Source organism: Streptomonospora alba, assembly GCF_000826685.1.
Lineage (GTDB): Bacteria > Actinomycetota > Actinomycetes > Streptosporangiales > Streptosporangiaceae > Streptomonospora > Streptomonospora alba.
The window spans coordinates 1-16,385 of sequence record NZ_JROO01000049.1 but is presented as its reverse complement, the minus strand read 5'-3'; the positions used below and the strand labels follow the sequence as shown (position 1 = coordinate 16,385).

14 protein-coding genes are annotated in these 16,385 nt (G+C 73.3%); 8 read left to right on the top strand and 6 right to left on the bottom strand.

Translation table 11 applies throughout. The features are described 5' to 3' along the window. A complete protein-coding gene (locus LP52_RS23125) occupies positions 1-654 on the bottom strand; it encodes a TetR/AcrR family transcriptional regulator C-terminal domain-containing protein (RefSeq protein ID WP_040276506.1) in 654 nt (217 codons plus the stop codon). 141 nt (positions 655-795) lie between these two features. Between LP52_RS23125 and LP52_RS23120 the strand changes: the two genes are divergently transcribed. Together LP52_RS23120 and LP52_RS23115 are read left to right on the top strand one after the other, a co-directional pair. Next, positions 796-1,191 (top strand): hypothetical protein, encoded by a 396-nt coding sequence (locus LP52_RS23120; RefSeq protein WP_040276505.1) that lies wholly within the window; start codon positions 796-798, stop codon positions 1,189-1,191. 92 nt (positions 1,192-1,283) lie between these two features. After that, positions 1,284-1,646: a GntR family transcriptional regulator gene (locus LP52_RS23115; RefSeq protein WP_040276504.1), complete on the top strand. Its 363-nt coding sequence runs from the start codon at positions 1,284-1,286 to the stop codon at positions 1,644-1,646. Between the two features lie 23 nt (positions 1,647-1,669). Here the strand turns inward: LP52_RS23115 and LP52_RS23110 are convergent, their stop codons facing one another. The 3 genes from LP52_RS23110 to LP52_RS23100 form a co-directional block, all read right to left on the bottom strand. After that, entirely contained in the window at positions 1,670-2,086 is a 417-nt protein-coding gene (locus LP52_RS23110; protein WP_238581061.1) for a hypothetical protein, read from the bottom strand. Between the two features lie 242 nt (positions 2,087-2,328). Beyond that, positions 2,329-3,660: an RNA polymerase sigma factor gene (locus tag LP52_RS23105; RefSeq protein ID WP_040276503.1), complete on the bottom strand. Its 1,332-nt coding sequence runs from the start codon at positions 3,658-3,660 to the stop codon at positions 2,329-2,331. Positions 3,661-4,048: 388 nt separating this feature from the next. Further along, positions 4,049-5,245 (bottom strand): AMP-binding protein, encoded by a 1,197-nt coding sequence (locus tag LP52_RS23100; RefSeq protein WP_040276517.1) that lies wholly within the window; start codon positions 5,243-5,245, stop codon positions 4,049-4,051. A gap of 192 nt (positions 5,246-5,437) precedes the next feature. On the opposite strand from LP52_RS23100, the gene menB reads away from it, so the two are divergent. From menB to LP52_RS23080, 4 genes are all read left to right on the top strand, one after another. Beyond that, positions 5,438-6,286 carry a 1,4-dihydroxy-2-naphthoyl-CoA synthase gene (gene menB, locus LP52_RS23095; RefSeq protein WP_040276502.1) on the top strand — a complete coding sequence of 283 codons (849 nt, stop codon included), beginning with the start codon at positions 5,438-5,440 and terminating at the stop codon, positions 6,284-6,286. Between the two features lie 132 nt (positions 6,287-6,418). After that, the gene (locus tag LP52_RS23090; protein WP_040276501.1) at positions 6,419-7,414 is read left to right on the top strand and encodes an o-succinylbenzoate synthase; all 996 of its coding nucleotides are present in this window, start codon (positions 6,419-6,421) and stop codon (positions 7,412-7,414) included. Positions 7,415-7,799: 385 nt separating this feature from the next. Continuing rightward, positions 7,800-9,527, top strand: a complete 1,728-nt coding sequence (gene menD / locus LP52_RS23085; RefSeq protein WP_040276500.1) for a 2-succinyl-5-enolpyruvyl-6-hydroxy-3-cyclohexene-1-carboxylic-acid synthase — start codon at positions 7,800-7,802, stop codon at positions 9,525-9,527. An 85-nt stretch (positions 9,528-9,612) separates the two neighbouring features. Continuing rightward, positions 9,613-10,395: a cupin domain-containing protein gene (locus LP52_RS23080; RefSeq protein ID WP_040276499.1), complete on the top strand. Its 783-nt coding sequence runs from the start codon at positions 9,613-9,615 to the stop codon at positions 10,393-10,395. Positions 10,396-10,462: 67 nt separating this feature from the next. Here LP52_RS23080 and LP52_RS23075 read toward each other — a convergent pair whose 3' ends face one another. Continuing rightward, positions 10,463-11,725 carry an isochorismate synthase gene (locus tag LP52_RS23075; protein ID WP_040276498.1) on the bottom strand — a complete coding sequence of 421 codons (1,263 nt, stop codon included), beginning with the start codon at positions 11,723-11,725 and terminating at the stop codon, positions 10,463-10,465. Positions 11,726-11,933: 208 nt separating this feature from the next. Between LP52_RS23075 and LP52_RS23070 the strand changes: the two genes are divergently transcribed. Both LP52_RS23070 and LP52_RS23065 read left to right on the top strand, forming a co-directional pair. Further along, positions 11,934-13,532 carry a glycoside hydrolase family 10 protein gene (locus LP52_RS23070; RefSeq protein ID WP_040276497.1) on the top strand — a complete coding sequence of 533 codons (1,599 nt, stop codon included), beginning with the start codon at positions 11,934-11,936 and terminating at the stop codon, positions 13,530-13,532. A 345-nt stretch (positions 13,533-13,877) separates the two neighbouring features. After that, positions 13,878-14,174: a DUF3040 domain-containing protein gene (locus LP52_RS23065; protein ID WP_052810186.1), complete on the top strand. Its 297-nt coding sequence runs from the start codon at positions 13,878-13,880 to the stop codon at positions 14,172-14,174. A gap of 89 nt (positions 14,175-14,263) precedes the next feature. On the opposite strand, the gene LP52_RS23060 is transcribed toward LP52_RS23065, so the two are convergent. After that, positions 14,264-16,385 (bottom strand): penicillin-binding transpeptidase domain-containing protein (locus tag LP52_RS23060; protein ID WP_338011658.1); only part of this gene is annotated, 2,122 nt, incomplete at its 5' end.

Below are 16,385 nucleotides of genomic sequence, written 5' to 3'. Positions count from 1 at the left end.
CTAGGGGCGCAGGGAGCCCAGCAGAGCGTCGAGGCCGTCGGTGAACCTGCGCTCGGGATCCAGTTCGACGCCGTTCAGCGCCGCCGCGTGCGGGAACCTGCCGTCGATCGCCGCCGGTTCGCGGGCCGGGAGCCCGTTGGCCCGCACCTCGTGGATGACGGCGCCGGTGACATAGGAGTCCAGCGCCGCAGCGGCCTGGACGACGTCGGCCCCGCTGAGCCCGGCCTCGGCGAACGCCGCGTAGTGCAGCTCCCGCGTGCGCAGCGCGGCCTCGGTGTCGGGACGGCGGTGGATGAACAGCGGCAGCGCCTGGGCGTGGTCCAGGAGCGCACGGCGGTAGTCCATCGCCCAGTCCCGCAGCCGCCGGTCCCAGCTCGAGTCGTCGGCGCCCTCCCCGTCGTCCTCAGTGCTCTCCTGGGCCTCGTCGCCGTCTCCGCCGGAGGCGCCTCGGGAGACGTCGCTGATGTAGGCCACGAGCGCCTCGAAGAGCTGCTCCTTGCCCAGCGGGAAGTGGTGGTAGATCGCCATGGCCTCGACCTCCAGGGCGTCGCCCAGGCGCCGCATGGTCAATCGGCGCAGGCCCTGGCCGTCGATGATGCGCAGGGCCTCGGTGATGATGCGCTCGGCACTGAGGCCGGCGTTGTTTCGGCTCACGTCTGGATCCTAGGATTACTTTGTAAAGGCGGGTACGCCGACATCATGCCCTCGTCAGGTGATCTTGACCCCTCTAGAGTGGGAACGCCGATACCCTCGACCTGTCCCCTTCGTACACGCAATCGCACATCGGGAGCGAACATGGCTCTGAGACAGCGCAAAGTCGACGCCGCCGCGCGCACGCGCCTCGCCGAGGACCAGCAGAAGGCCGACCGGCTGCCAGAGCTGCTCCACGAGGTCGCCGACGCCGAGGAGCGACTCGCCGAGGCGCAGCGCGCCGACGCCGATATCGAGGAGCTGCACAGCCGCGGTGTCGCACTGGACACCGCTCTGACCGAGGCCATGCGCGCGGCTTACGCCAAGGAGCGGGTGCTGATCGGCGCGCGCGGCTACACCGACGGGATCTACCGCCGCAAGCGGCTGGCCACCCCCGACGTCCGCCGCGCGACCGAAACCGCCGAGCGCCTGCTCACCGCACGCGAGTACCACCGCCTGCACGGGATCGAGCGCTTGCCGCGCAGCCCCGTCGTCGCCTGACGACGTGCGCTGCTTGCTTCACGGTGGGACGATCGGAGCAGGCGTCGCGCGCACGCCGCAGGCACCGCAGGTAACAGGGAGTGGGGGCGAGGATGCCGGACGCGATCCGGATCGACCCGACGTCGAAGGTTCCCCCGTATGAGCAGATACGGGCGGCGGTGGCCAACGCGGCCGCCAATGGCGAGCTACCCGTTGGCTACAAGCTGCCGACTGTACGCGCGCTGGCCGAGAACCTCGCCGTGGCCGTGAACACGGTCGCGCGCGCCTACCGTGAGCTGGAGCAGGCCGGGGTCGTCGAGACCCGCGGCCGCTCCGGCACCTACATCGCCGCCGACGGCGACGCCCAGCGGGCCGAGGCGGTCGCGGCCGCCCGCAGCTACGCCGACGTGATCGCGAAGCTGGGTCTGGACCGCAGCGAGGCGCTGGAGATCGTCCGCGCCGCGCTGCGGGGCTGAAGCGGCGGCGGTCGGCGGCGGGGTCAGCGCCGGATGCCGATGACGCTGATGAGGTAGAAGACCAGGGTTCCCGCCCAGGCGAGGACGACGCCGGTGGCGCCCATGTAGCTGCCGCCGATCGCGGTCAGCGGGATCACGAAGCACATCGCCAGCAGCCCCATGATCAAGCGCGGATCGGACCACTGCTCATCGGAGCTCTTGGCGGGTGCCTTGCCCTGGGTCCGCGTGTCGATCCCCGCCTCGGCGAGGCGGCGGCCGACACGCTCGTCGACGGTGTGGTCCAGCCGATCCACGATGGCGTCGGCGATCGCGTCGTCGTAGTCGGCCCCGAGGTCGCGCGAGGCCCGCAACGCGGCCGCGATGTCGGAATCGGGAGTGCCGGCGCCGGTGGCAGGCGCGGGTTTCTCAGTCGGCGCGGTGTCGGGCGTGTTGTCTGCCATATCCGCATTCTCCCCCGGGTGCGGGCGGCCGACCGCACCCGAGCGCGGATTTCGGGGGAACCTCAGGGATACCCCGACCGCGGATTTGCGGGCGGTGGCGGTCCCGCGCCGGGCGAGGCGGTCCGAAGAGCGTGAAAAGACCCCGTGCCCGCACGGTGGCGGGCACGGGGCCGGTGTCGGTCCTGTTGCGGCCGCATCGCCCGCCTCGGTCGAGGGCGGGGCGGGCGATGCGGTCCAGCCGATCAGCTCGCGAAGTCGAGCAGCTGCTGGGCCCGGCTGGGGTGCCGCAGCTTCGACAGCGACTGCTTCTCCAGCTGGCGGATGCGCTCGCGGGTCAGGCCGAGGTGCTTGCCGATCTCGTCCAGGGTCCGCGGACGCCCGTCCATCAGCCCGAAGCGCAGCGACATGATGGTCGCCTCGCGCGGTTCGAGGTCGTCCAGCGCGCTGCGGAGCTGGTCGGCCATCAGCTGCCGGTCGACCACCTCGGAGGCTTCGGAGGCGTCGATGTCCTCGATGAGGTCGCCGATGCGGGTCTCGCCGTCCTCGCCGATGGTGGAATCGAGGCTGATGGGCTGGCGGGTGATCCGCAGCAGTTCCTCGATCTGCGACGGCGACTTGTCCAGCTCCTTGGCCAACTCCTCCGGGGTGGGCTCGCGGCCCAGGGTCTGGTGCATGTCCCGCTCCAGGCGGCTGACCTTGCTGAGCAGCTCCAGGACGTGCACGGGCAGCCGGATGGTGCGGGCCGAGTCGGCGAAACCGCGCTGTATGGCCTGGCGGATCCACCACATGGCGTACGTGGAGAACTTGAAGCCCTTGGTGTAGTCGAACTTCTCCACGGCCCGGATCAGGCCGAGGTTGCCCTCCTGCACCACGTCCAGCAGGGACATCCCGCGGTCGCTGTACTTCTTGGCGACCGAGACGACCAGCCGCAGGTTGGCTTCGAGCATGTGCTGCTTGGCGCGTCGGCCGTCCTCGGCGATCTCGGTGAGGTCCTCGTGGTCGGCCTCCGTGAGTTCCTCGGGTCCGGGGGACTCCTCGAGGGTGCCCAGGCGGTACTCGGCGTAGAGCCCGGCCTCGATCCGCTTGGCGAGGTCGACCTCCTCCTCGGCGGTCAGCAGCTGGCGGCGGCCGATGGCCTTGAGGTAGGTGTGGACGGAGTCGCCCATGGCGGGCGACTGGTCGTCGAGGTCGGCCTCGGGAGCCTCCGGCTCCTGGGCGGGCAGGCTGACCTCTTCGGTATCCTCGGACTTGGCCTCGTCGGGCTCGCGGGGTGCGGTGTCGAGCGCCTCCTCAAGCGCTTCGTCCTCGGCGTCGGCGTCGACGGACTCCACCGCGGCGTCGCCGCCCCCGTTGGCGAGCCGCACGCCGGCGTCGGCGAGTTCACGCAGGATGGAGCGGCCGTCGGCCGGGCTGATACCCGCAGCGGTGAACGCGGCGCGGAGCTCCGCAAGGGACAGGTGTCCCTGGGAGCGCCCTCGGGTGATCAGCTCGTCCAAAGACGACGCGGACGCGACATCCTTGCCGGTTGCGGTCTCCGCCACCGTGGCAGAAGTGGCTAGGGCAGTGCGCGACATGAAGGCACCTCCCTCCCTTCCAAGACGTAAGGCGCGTGGCGGTTAGGAGCCCGCCGTGTTCGCACGCCACTATGTCTAACGCGTCAGAGAGTCAAATGTTCCCGGTCTCGATTGGATCTCGCGGGACGTGGTCTAGATCACGCTCCGATGCGGCGTGGGCGGCTCCGTGGAACGGGTATGGGCGAACGGTCCGCGGCTCCCTCGGCGCAGCCGCACAGCGGCGTCCGCGGGGCCGATGCCAGCCGATCCGCACCGCCGGCCTCCTTCGTCGCGAGGGGTTGGATTCGGTGCCTTGGTAGACGCCTGTCCGGCGTGCGAAGTTCCCCGATAGGCGGATCCGTTACCGAAAGATCGCGGTCACCGATCATCCTGCCCGCGGGCTGTCGCGTCAATCGCGCTCGACAGCCCCCGCGCGCAGGGTCGCCAGATCGGGTTTTCCCGAGGTCAGAAGGGGCAGACTGGAGCGGATCTCCAGCTCGCGCGGCGCCGCGTAGCGAGGCAGGTGCTGCGCCACCCACGCGCGCACCTCCTCCAGACCGGGCGGGGCCGCCGGGTCGGCGGGGACCACGACCGCGGTCACGCGCTGGCCCCACTCGGGGTCGGGGCGGCCGACCACCGCGGCATCGGCGACGGAGTCCAGCCGCATCAGCAGTGCGGCGACCTCGCCGGGCACCACCTTGTGTCCGCCGGTGTTGACGACGTCGTCCAGCCGCCCGCGCACCACCAGGCGCCCCCGGGCGTCGAAGCGGCCCAGGTCGCTGGTACGCAGCCACCGCGCGCCGTCCTCGCCGGGCACCAGGCTTACGGCCGTGGCGCCGGGGTCCAGGCGGTACCCGGAGAAGAGCACCGGCCCGCCCAGCAGGATCCTGCCGTCGTCCTCCAGACGCGCATGCACCCCCTCCAGCGGCTCGCCGTCGTAGACGCAGCCGCCGGACGTCTCGCTCATGCCGTAGGTGGTGACCACGCGGCCGCCGGCGACGCGGGCGGCTTCCAGCAGGTGCGGCTGAGCGGCGGCGCCGCCCACCAGGATCGTGCCGAAGGCCGACAGGTCGCAGCCCGCGTCCACGAGCCGGCGCAGCTGAGTGGGCACCAGGGAGACGTGCGGGCGATGGCGCGCGGCGGCGCGCATCGCCGCGGCGGGCTCGAAGGGCTCGACGACGGGCTCGGTGCCGGCGGCCAGTGCGCGGACGAGGACCAGCAGTCCGGAGATGTGGGCGTGCGGCAGCACGCACAGCCACCGGTCGCCCTCGGCGGCCCCGATGCGCCGCAGCGAGGCGCGGGCCGAGGCGAGCAGGGCCGGCGCGGGCAGCTCGACGCCCTTGGGCGTGCCGGTCGAGCCGGAGGTCGCGATGGTCAGAGCGATGTCCTCGCCCGTGCCGCGGCTGCCGCCCAGGTGTGTCACGCCCTCGGGGGTGCGCAGAGAGGCGGGGCGCATCGCCTCCAGCACGGCCTCCAGGCGGGGCCGCGGCAGGGCGGGGTCGAGGGGCAGCAGCGCGGGGCCGCGCTCCTGCAGTGCGTCGCTGAGCAGGTCGGTGAGTTCGGCCGGCTCCAGGCCCACCACCGCCTGCAACGGTCGGTTCGCCACGTCGGCCAAGCCTAGCGCCGCCGGATCACGGCCCGCGCCGGGAGCCGGGCCCCCGAACGCGGCGGCGGGTGCGACCACGTGTGCCGAAGCGATTAGGGTTGGCCTGCGACGGGTCCGGGTGCGGCCCCGGCCCCGGGCCGGCCCGCCGGTCGGCCGGACCCGGTGCCCCAGCCGGAGGACGAAGCGAAGGAGATGACGGCAGTCGTGAGTGGCGTGGAGTGGCAGCGGTCGGGCGAGTACGCCGACATCATCTACGAGACCGCCGAGGGGATCGCCAAGATCACGATCAACCGGCCGGAGCGCCACAACGCCTTCCGGCCCCAGACCCTCTTCGAGCTCCAGGACGCCTTCAACGCCGCCCGCGACGACTCCGAGGTCGGCGTGATCATCTTCACCGGTGCCGGCGACCAGGCGTTCTGTTCCGGCGGCGACCAGAAGATCCGCGGCGACGACGGCTACATGGGTGACGACACCGTGGCCCGCCAGGGCATCGGCCGGCTCAACGTGCTCGACCTTCAGGTGCAGATCCGCCGCCTGCCCAAACCGGTGGTCTGCATGGTCGCCGGGTGGGCGATCGGCGGCGGCAACGTGCTGCAGGTCTGCTGCGACCTGACCATCGCCGCCGACAACGCCAGGTTCGGCCAGACCGGGCCCAAGGTCGGCTCCTTCGACGGCGGATACGGCTCGTGGCTGCTGGCCCAGACGGTGGGGCTGAAGAAGGCGCGCGAAATCTGGTACCTGTGCCGCCAGTACACCGCCGAGGAGGCGCGCGAGATGGGGATGGTCAACACCGTCGTCCCGCTGGAGCGCCTTGAGGAGGAGACGGTCGCCTGGGCGCGGGAGATGCTGGAGAAGTCCCCGCTGGCGCTGCGCATGGTCAAGGGCGCCATCAACGCGGTCAGCGACGGCGCGGCCGGCATGCAGCAGTTCGCCGGCGACGCCACGATGCTCTACTACATGAGCGACGAGGCCCAAGAGGGCCGCGACGCCTTCAAGGAGAAGCGGCGCCCGGAGTTCGACCGCTTCCCGCGCCGCCCCTAGGACCGGAGGCCGCCCCTGGCCGGATGCCGCGGCGGTCACGGGGCCGCCGCCGGGGGCGCCGCGGCTCCTGTGAGCGCGGCCCCGGCGGGCGCCGCGCACGCCCCAGAAGGAACACACCCGGCGGGAGGCGGATTGGGCAGCCACAGCGGCACGGCCGAGGCGCGCGCGTTCGCCATACCGATGCGCACCCGCTTTCGGGGCATCGACGTGCGCGAAGGCCTGCTGGTGCGCGGCCCCGCCGGCTGGGGCGAGTTCTCGCCCTTCCCCGAGTACGGCCCGCGCGAGTGCTCGCGCTGGTGGGCGGCGTGCCGCGAGGCCGCCGAGCAGGGCTGGCCGGCCCCCGTGCGCGACAGCATCCCGGTCAACGTCACGGTGCCGGCCGTGGGTCCCGAGCGGGCGGCCCGCATCGTGGCCGAGGGCGGGTGCTCCACGGCCAAGGTCAAAGTCGCCGAGGCCGGTCAGGAGCCCGCCGACGACATCGCTCGCATCGAGGCCGTGCGTGATGCCATCGGCCCGCGGGGGCGGGTGCGCATCGACGCCAACGGCGCGTGGGACCCCGACACCGCGGTGCGGATGCTGGCCGAGCTGTCGCGCTTCGACCTGGAGTACGTGGAGCAGCCCTGCGCCACGCCGGAGGAACTGGCCCGGGTGCGGAGCCGCACCGGGGTGCCCGTGGCCGCCGACGAGTCGATCCGGCGCGCCGAGGACCCGCTGCGCGTGCGCGCCGCCGGCGCCGCCGACATCGTCGTGGTGAAGGTGCAGCCCTTGGGCGGAGTGCGCGCCGCGCTGGAGGTCGCCGAGGCCTGCGGGCTGCCCGTGGTGGTCTCCAGCGCCGTGGAGACCTCGGTGGGCCTGGCCGCCGGCGTCGCGCTCGCCGCGGCCCTGCCCGAACTGCCCTACGCCTGCGGACTGGCCACGATGCACCTGCTGGAGGCCGACGTGGCCGCCGACCCGCTGCTGCCCCACGAGGGCCGCGTTCCGGTTCGCCGCCCCGATGTGGACCCCGACCGGATCGCCGCCGTCGAGGCCGACGCCGGCCCGTGGCTGCGCCGCGCAGAGGCGGCCCGACGCGCCTCGGTGGCCGGGGACGTCGACCCGGGTGCCGGCCCGCGGGCGAGCGGCGATTGATCGAGTTTTTGGGTTCCCTCGGTTGAACGCGTGGGATCGGGTACTCCTGTCGATAGGCAGGGCGCGCCGCATGCGTCGGAGAGGGGAAGGGGCGTGCCCCGGTCCGAATCGCCGGTTCCGGGTTCCCGAGCACGGCGATTCCGGTCACAGTCCGGGGGATTCATCCGCCTGCGGGGACGGACAGCGCTGCGCGGTCCGTTACACGACGGGGGATCGGTGTCTTCAGCGAGCCCTGCCTCGCGCCCGCCGGCAGCGGCGTGCGGTCGTGCCGACCGGTCGGCACGGCGACTCCTCCCGGGCGGTCGCGGGCACGCGGAGGGCCGGTGACGCCGTCCCGCCGACCGCGCCGATACTTGTACACACATTGACGAACTAGAGAGACCGCATGAACCCGTCTACCGCTCTGGCGCGCGTCCTCGTCGACGAACTGGCCCGGTGCGGGCTGGCCGAGGCCGTCGTCGCGCCGGGGTCGCGCTCCACACCCCTGGCGCTGGCCCTGGCCGCCCACCCGGACGTCCGGGTGCACGTCCGCATCGACGAGCGGTCGGCGTCCTACCTCGCCGCGGGCCTGGCCCGCGCCCAGCGCCGCCCCGCCGCGCTGGTGTGCACCTCGGGCACCGCCGCGGCCAACTTCCACCCCGCTGTGCTGGAGTCCGACGAGAGCGGCGTGCCGCTGCTGGTGCTCACCGCCGACCGCCCGCCGGAGCTGCGCGGAACCGGCGCCAATCAGACCGTCGACCAGATCGGCCTGTTCGGCTCCGCGGTACGGATGTTCGCCGAAGTGGGGATCCCCGAGCCGGTACCGGGCATGGCGGCCTACTGGCGGTCGCTGGCCTGCCGAGCCTGGGCCGCGGCCCAGGGGGCCGAGCGCCCCGGCCCCGTGCATCTCAACCTCGCCTTCCGCGACCCCCTGATGCCCGACCTGCCGCTGCCGGAGCCCGGCGGTCCCCAGGAGGCGGCTGCGAACACCGTCCCGTCCCTGGAGGACGCCGGCGACTGGCCCGAGCCGCTGAGCGGGCGCGCGGGCGGGCGGCCCTGGATCGAAAGCCGACACGACCCCGGCGACCCCGCACCCGCGGAGCTGCCGGCGGTGGAGCGCGGCGTGGTGGTCTGCGGCGACGGCGACTACGATCCGATCCCCCTGTTGGCGCTGGCCGCCGAGACCGGCTGGCCGGTGCTGGCCGAGCCCACGTCCAACGCGCGCCGGGGCGAGGCGGTCTCGGCCTATCGCCACCTGCTGGCCTCGCCGCGGTTCCTGGCCGAGCACTCACCCGAGCTCGTCGTCACCGCGGGGCGGCCCGGGCTCTCGCGCCAGCTGCTGGCCTACCTGCGCAGCGCGCAGCGCCACATCGCGGTGGGCACTCCGCGGTGCTTCGCCGACCCCGTGCGTACCGTTACCGACGTCGTCCCGGGCGTGGCCGCCCCCGCAGGCGCCGACCCCGATACCGCCTGGGCGCGTTCCTGGCGGCAGGCAGAAGGGCGGGCGCGAGCCGCGGTCGACCGGGTCCTCGACGCCGAGGAGGCGCTGAGCGAACTCCGCCTTGCGCGCGACCTCGCGGCCCAGGCGCCCAACGGCTCGCTGCTGTTCGCCGGGTCGAGCATGCCCATCCGCGACCTCGACGCCGCGATGAGCGCCCGCTGCGGTGCGCGCATCATCGGCAACCGCGGGGCCAGCGGCATCGACGGCACGGTGTCGGCGGCCGTGGGAGCTGCGCTGGCCCACCGCAGCGCGGGCGGCGGCAGCGCCTTCGCGCTGCTGGGGGATCTGGCGATGCTGCACGACCAGAACGGGCTGGTGCTGGGCCCCGACGAACCGCGCCCGGACCTGGCCGTGGTGGCCGTGAACAACGACGGCGGCGGGATCTTCTCCGGCCTGGAGCAGGCGGGCCACCCCCGCTTCGAGCGGCTGTTCGGCACACCCCACGGCGTCTCGATGGAGCGGGTGGCCCAGATGGCCGATGTGCCCTACACCTGCCTGGAGTGGGCCTCCGATCTGCCCAAGGCCCTGCTGGGGGAAGGGCTGCGCGTCGTCGAGGTGCGCACCGGGCGCGCCGACTCCGCGACGCTGCGCCGGACCGTGCAGCGGGCGGTCGACGCCGCTCTGCAGGAGTGAGCGCCGCCGCGCGCCATCACCGCCGACCGCGGTGCGGGGCCCCGGGCACGGGCGCTGCGGCGCACAGCTGCTAACTTTGCGCACCATGCGGTACCTGCGCCACATCACGGGCATCAGCACCTGGCGCGACGGCGATGGGCCGATCGCGCCGCAGTCCCTGCGCGACGAGGGCTTCGTGCACGCCTCGCCCGACGACGCCACTGTGCTGGCCGTCGCCGACGCCGTCTACGCCGACGCGGCCGAACCCCAGGTCGCGCTCATCGTGGACACCGAACTGCTGGACGCCGAAGTGCGGTGGGAGGCCGCGGCTCCGGCCCCGCCGCCGGGGGTGGCCGCCGACGCGCGGTTCCCGCACATCTACGGACCCGTCCCGCGCACGGCCGTGGTCGGCGTGCGCTACCTGCGCCGCGATCCCCGGGGCGTGTTCGTCTCGGTCGAGGAGCGCGGCTCCACGGCCGAGCTGCTGGACCTGCTGCCCCACCCCGAAGGCGGGTGGTACCGCCAGACGTGGACCACCGGCGTGCGGGTGCGCCCCGAGGGCCACCCCGGCGAGCGCTCCACCGCCACGGGCATCCACTTCCTGCTCAACCCCGGTGAACGGTCGCGCTGGCACCGGGTCCGCTCCGACGAGATGTGGGTCTTCAACCGCGGGGGTCCCCTCGCGCTCGCCTTGGGCGGCAGCGGCGAGCGGCCCGAGGAGGAGTCGCGCCTGACGCTGGGCCCCGACCTCGAGAACGGCCACCTGCTGCAGGTCCTCGTCCCCGCCGGCACCTGGCAGGCCGCCCACCCGCTCACCTCCCAGGAGGCGCTGGTCAGCTGCTTCGTCTCGCCGGGCTTCGACTTCGCCGACTTCGAGGCCGTGGACTGAGGGGGCGAGGAGCCGGCTCCGGCCTCCGCCGAGTGTGTCGCCGCGGCGAGCCCCTGCCTGAGTACGGCTAGTCGGTCAGCGCCTCGCGCATGACCCGCAGTTTGGAGTCGGACTCGGCCGACTCGGCCGCGGGGTCGGAGCCGGCGACGATGCCGCAGCCGGCGAACAGGCGCGCACCCGATCCTTCCACGTGGGCGCAGCGCAGGGCGATGCCCCACTCGCCGTTGCCCGCGCCGTCGATCCAGCCCACAGGTCCCGCGTAGCGGCCGCGGTCCATGCCCTCCAGATCGCGGATCATCTGCACGGCCGCGCCCGTGGGTGTACCGCCGACGGCCGCGGTGGGGTGCATGGCCGCCACCACGTCCAGGGTCGAGGCTCCCGGCCGGAGCCGGGCGCGGGCGGGCGAGGCCAGGTGCTGGACGTTGGCCAGCCGCAGCAGGCCGGGCCGCTCGGGCGCCTCGACCGAGGCGCACAGCGGAGCGAGTGTGGCGCGCAGCGAATCGATGGCGTAGCGATGCTCCTCGCGGTCCTTGGCCGACTCCCGGAGCTCCTCCGCCAGGCGCGCGTCCTCCTTCGGCGTGGCGCCGCGAGGGCGGGTGCCGGCCAGCACGAGCGAGGCCACCTCGTCGCCCTCGCGGCGCAGCAGCAGTTCCGGTGTGGCGCCGACCATCCCGTCCACCGCGAACGTGTAGCAGTCGGGGTAGTCGCGGGCCAGCCGCGCGAGCAGGGTCCGGGGGTCGATGCCGCCGCGGGCCTCGGCGACGACGTCGCGGGCCATGACCACCTTGTCCAGTTCCCCGGCGCGGATCCGCTCGACGGCCGCCGCCACGGCTGAGGCCCACTCCTCGGCGGTGCGCGAGCCGGCGTGCCAGACCAGGGGCCCCACGGGCGCGGGTGGCGGTGCGGGGGCGCTGACGTCGGGCTGCCCCTCGCCGGAGGGGACGACGGTGGTGAGCCAGGAGCGCCCGCCGCGGTGCCCCACGACGACGCGCGGTATGACGAGCACCGATCCGGGCGAGCGCGCGTCGAAGGTGAAGCCGCCGAAGGCCACCGGCCCGCTTCCGGGCAGTCCGATCTCGTCGCTGACGTCGGCGCCGGCCATCAGCCGCTCCAGCGCCGCCGAAGCGTCGGCGAAGCGCCCGGTGCCCCGGGCCCGATCCTCGGCCGCGAGCTCCACGCGAGCCGCCTCGCCCCAGCCGGCCAGCCCTTCGCCGCGGCGCAGCCAGGCCAGCGGCGCGGTCGGGGGCAACCGCGCGATCAGGTCGGGCGCCTCGTCCAGCGGCACAGTGCGCACGGTCAGGGTCGGCAGCTCATCCAGGGCGGCGGTCACAACCGATCATCCTAAAAGCCCGAAACCCCCATACCTGACCGTGGCGATCCGTTGACCCGGCTCTGCGGCCGGATTCACCCGCCCGGGCCGCGGTGTGCGGCACGGGCCACACGATCGTGTCCCCCCGAAACGGACCCACAGGCCAACGCGGCCCCTTATTCTTGTCCGCAATGTATAAAAAAGGAGTGACGGGGAGGTAAAGGGATAAATGCGACGGCTGCTGCTCAGTGCTGCGGCCATGGCCGCGACGGTGCCGCTCCTGGGCGCCTGCGTACCGTGGTCCTCCTCCGGGGCCGATGACGGCGCCGGAGGGTCCGAAGCTCACGGCGCCATGCCCGCCCCCGGTGAGTGCGACACCGACGCCGCCGATCCCAAGCGGCAGATGCGCGGCACGTGGATCACCAGCGTCCGCAACATCGACTGGCCCTCCGAATCCGGCCTGGGCAAGCAGGAGCAGCAGCAGGAGCTGCGCGACATGCTCGACCGCGCCGCCGGCCTGGGCCTCAACACCGTCTTCCTGCACGTGCGTCCCACGGCCGACGCCCTCTACGGCTCCGACAAGGAGCCCTGGGCGCGCTACCTTACCGGTGAGCAGGGCGGCGACCCCGGCTACGACCCGCTGTCCTACGCCGTGAAGCAGGCCCACCAGCGCGGCATCGAGCTGCACGCCTGGTTCAACCCCTACCGGGTCGGCTGGAAGGACCCCGACCTGGAGAACCTCGCCCCCGGCCACCCGGCCAGGCAGCACCCCGACTGGCTGGTCGAGTACGGCGAGGAGGGCTACCTGGACCCGGGAAACCCCGACGTGCGCGACTGGGTCACCGACGTGGTCCTCGACGTGGTCAAGCGCTACGACGTCGACGGCGTGCACTTCGACGACTACTTCTACCCCTATCCCGGCGAGGGCGAGGAGTTCGACGACGACGAGAGCTTCCGGCGCCACGGCGACGGCTTCGACAGCCGCGCCGACTGGCGGCGCAACAACGTCGACACCCTGGTCGCCGACGTCCACGAGGGCATCCAGAAGACCAAGCCCTGGGTGCGCTTCGGGATCTCCCCCTTCGGCATCTGGCGCAACGCCGACAGCGACCCCGCCGGCTCCGACACCTCGGGACTGGAGTCCTACAGCGCCCAGTACGCCGACACGCTCACCTGGATCCAGGAGGGCACCGTCGACTACATCCTCCCCCAGCTCTACTGGCCGCGCGGCTTCGACACCGCCGACTACGCCGAACTGGTGCCCTGGTGGTCCGAGCAGGTCGCCGGCACCGACGTCGACCTCTACATCGGCCAGGCCGCCTACCGGGTCGGCGAAGAGGGGTTCCGCGGCGCGGACGCGCTATCCCGCCAGCTCGACCTCAACGCCGAGCACAGCGAGGTCGGCGGGGACGTGTACTTCTCCATCAGCGACCTGACCGGCCGCGCCGAGGAGGCCATGGCCACCGTCGGCGACGAGCACTACACGCGTCCGGCGCTGCCGCCCGTCTCCGACTCGGCCGGCGACCCGCCCGAGGCCGTCTCCGAACTGGACGCCGAGCGGGTCTCGCCCGGCAAGGTCCGGCTGAACTGGAACACGGTGGAGGACGCCCGCTTCTACGCCGTCTACCGGGTGCCGGGCGAGGGCGGCGACCCCTGCGACCTGGCCGACGCCTCCCACTTGATCGGGGTCACCGGAGCGGGCGGCGACAAGCGCGCCTTCACCGACACCGACCCCGCTGAAGGCAAGGTCCGCTACCACGTGACCGCGCTGGACGACCACCGCGTCGAAAGCGGTCCCGGCCCGGCGGCACGGCTCTCTCCGGGCTGATCCGGCCCTGCGGTCCCTCCCGCGGACCACCGGGGGCCGTGCAGCGCCGAAGCGCGCGATTGCGCGCCGGCCGGCGGACGGGACCGACCGGGCGGTCGCTCCGGCCCGCCGGCCCGAGCAGCGCCGCCCCGGCAGCACCGGGCAGCATCGGTGAGCGCCCGGCGGCGGAGCCGTCGTGGGACCGCGGAAGTCCCGCGGATGCAGGGCTCTTGTATCCGGGCACGAATTCGGCGCGCCGATGACTGTTCGGCGGCCGCGCGGTTAGAAACCAATAAAGAAGGGCGGCTGCGCGGTGCGACGGCGCGGTGGCAGCCGCCGTACCCAGCCGGGGGCGAGGAGGGTGCGATGTCACTGCGTGAGAACGAGCGGCGGATCCTCGCCGAGATCGAGTACGCGCTGGCCAAGGACGATCCCGACCTCGACGGGCACCTGAAGAGCTTCGGTGCGGACGATCCGGCCTACGACGAGGACGACCGGCCGGGGCGCGCGGTCCTGCTGCTGCTGATCGGCGTGGCGGCCCTGGTGCTGTGCGCCATGCTGGCCGGGCTCTACTTCAGCGCGCCCGTACAGGGCACTCAGCCCGCCACCCCGCCGTCTCCTGCGGACAACACCGCGCCCGGCACCGGCACGGGCGGCGGCTGAGCAACATCCCGCCCGGGCGCCGCGACGCCGGCGGTGCCGGGCGGGACGCGGGCGGGGCGGCCGGGCGCGCCCGCCCGGCCGCCGTGTGCTCACAGGGCGTCGAGGAACGCCTTCGCCAGCGGCGCCGCCGCACCCGAACCGCTCTCGCCGTCCTCGACGACCACGGCGAAGGCGATGTCGCCCTCGTAACCCACGAACCACCCGTGGGCGGGCAGTTCCTCGTCCTCCTCGGCCGTGCCGTACTCGGCGGTGCCGCTCTTGCCGTGGACCTCGCCGGTGAACCCGACGTCCTTGGCGGTGCCCTCCGTGACGACGGCGCGCGTCATGTCGCGCAGCGCCTGGACGTTGTCGAGCGGTCGGGCCTCGGGCCGATCGCCCGGCGCGGGCTTGTTCACCAGCAGCGGCGCACGCCACGAACCGTCGGCCACCGCGGCGGGCAGCGACGCCAGGTGCAGGGGCGACGTCAGCACCTGACCCTGGCCGATGCTGGAGGCCGTGAGCAGGCTGACGCTGTCGGGCTGGGGGAGCGAGGGCTTGAACACCGGCAGGCCGCTGTTGAAGCCGGTGTTGAACCCGAAGCGCTCAGCGCTCTCCAGCAGCGACGCGCCGTCGAGCCGGTTCGCGACCTCCTGCACCAGGGCGGTGTTGCACGAGGTGGCGAAGGCCTCGGTGACCGACTGGGCCCCGTAGGCGGCGTCGCCCGCGTTCTTGTAGGTGCGCCCGCCCACATCGACGGTCTTGGGGCAGCTCATCTGCGCGCCCGTGCCCAAGCCCGAGTTCAGCAGTGCGTGGTAAGAGATGATCTTGAAGATGGATCCGGCCGGGTACTGGCCCTCCAGCGCGCGGTTGAAGCCGCCGGGGACGTTGGCCGCGGCCAGCACCTCGCCGGTGGAAGGGCGCAGGGCCGCGATCGCCGTCGGCTTGGACTGGCCCACGATCGCCTGTGAGGCCGCCGCCTGCACCTCCGGGTCCAGGCTGAGGGTGACGTCCTTGCCGTCGGAGCCGCCGAGGGTCGCGACGGTGCGGGCGTCCTCGGCGACGTCCTGCGGCTCGGTTCCGGCCTCGGCGACGCGGACGGCGGTGGCGGCCTTGCCTGCCAGGCGCTCCTCGTAGGACTTCTGTACGCCGCTGACGCCCACCGGGTCGCCGATCTCGTAGGCCGGGCCCAGGTCGGACAGGTTCTCCTCGGAGGCGGTGCCGACCTCGCCGACGATCATCTGCACCGACCCCGAGGCGCTGCCGTCGTCCAGTCGGCTGCCGTCGGCGGCGAGCACGTTCCCGCGCTCGCCCCACTGGTTGGTGCGCACCAGCGTCTGCCCGTCGCCGAGCTCGGGGTGCACCGCGGCGGGGCCGAAGTCGACCTTCCACTCGCCGTCGGTGTGTACCAGCGGCAGCTCGCCGGAGTAGCTCCATTCACCGGCCCTGCTCAGGTCGAGGGTCGCGTCGAAAGGCACGGCGGCGGTGTCGTCGCCCTCCTCGACCTGGCCGGTGCTTACCTGGACCGCCTCGACGCCGAGGTTCTCGTCGAGCTGTTCGAAGACCGCGGCCGGGTCGCCCCCCTCGGCGAGGTCGGCCATCGCCGCGTAGTCCTGGGAGTTCCACGCCTGGGCATAGGCGGTGACGGTGTCCTCGGGCTCGGGCATGGTCAGGACGTACCAGGAGACGCCGCCGCCGACGAGCGCGAGGACCACCAGCGTACTGACGATGCCGATGACCAGGCCCTTGCGCGAGCGGCGCGGCTCCTCGGCAGGGTCGGGGTAGCCGCCGGTGTAGGCGGGATCGAAGCTCGGGGGGAAAGGAGGTTCCCCGTACCCGTCGCCGGGGGGACCGTCGTCGGGCGAGTCCTGGCCGTAGGGAGCGGCGGCCTGCTGGTCGTGGCCGTACGGGTATCCGCTGTCGTAGTGGGGGTTCCCGCCGGACTCGGCGTCGCCGTAGCGGGGAGTGTCGCTGTAGGCGGACGTGCTGCCGTATGCGTATCCGCCGCCCACGGTGGAGGGGGCGCCGTCGTAGTGGGGGTTCCCGCCGGACTCGGCGTCGCCGTAGCGGGGAGTGTCGCTGTAGGCGGACGTGGTGCCGTATGCGTATCCGCCGCTGCCGTAGTGGGGGTACCCGCTGGCCTCGGAGCCGCTGTAGCTCGGTGGCTCGCCGTAGATGGGCGTGCCGCCGTATGTATATCCGCCGGTGGGGGAGGGGTCGCCGCCGCGGGGCGGT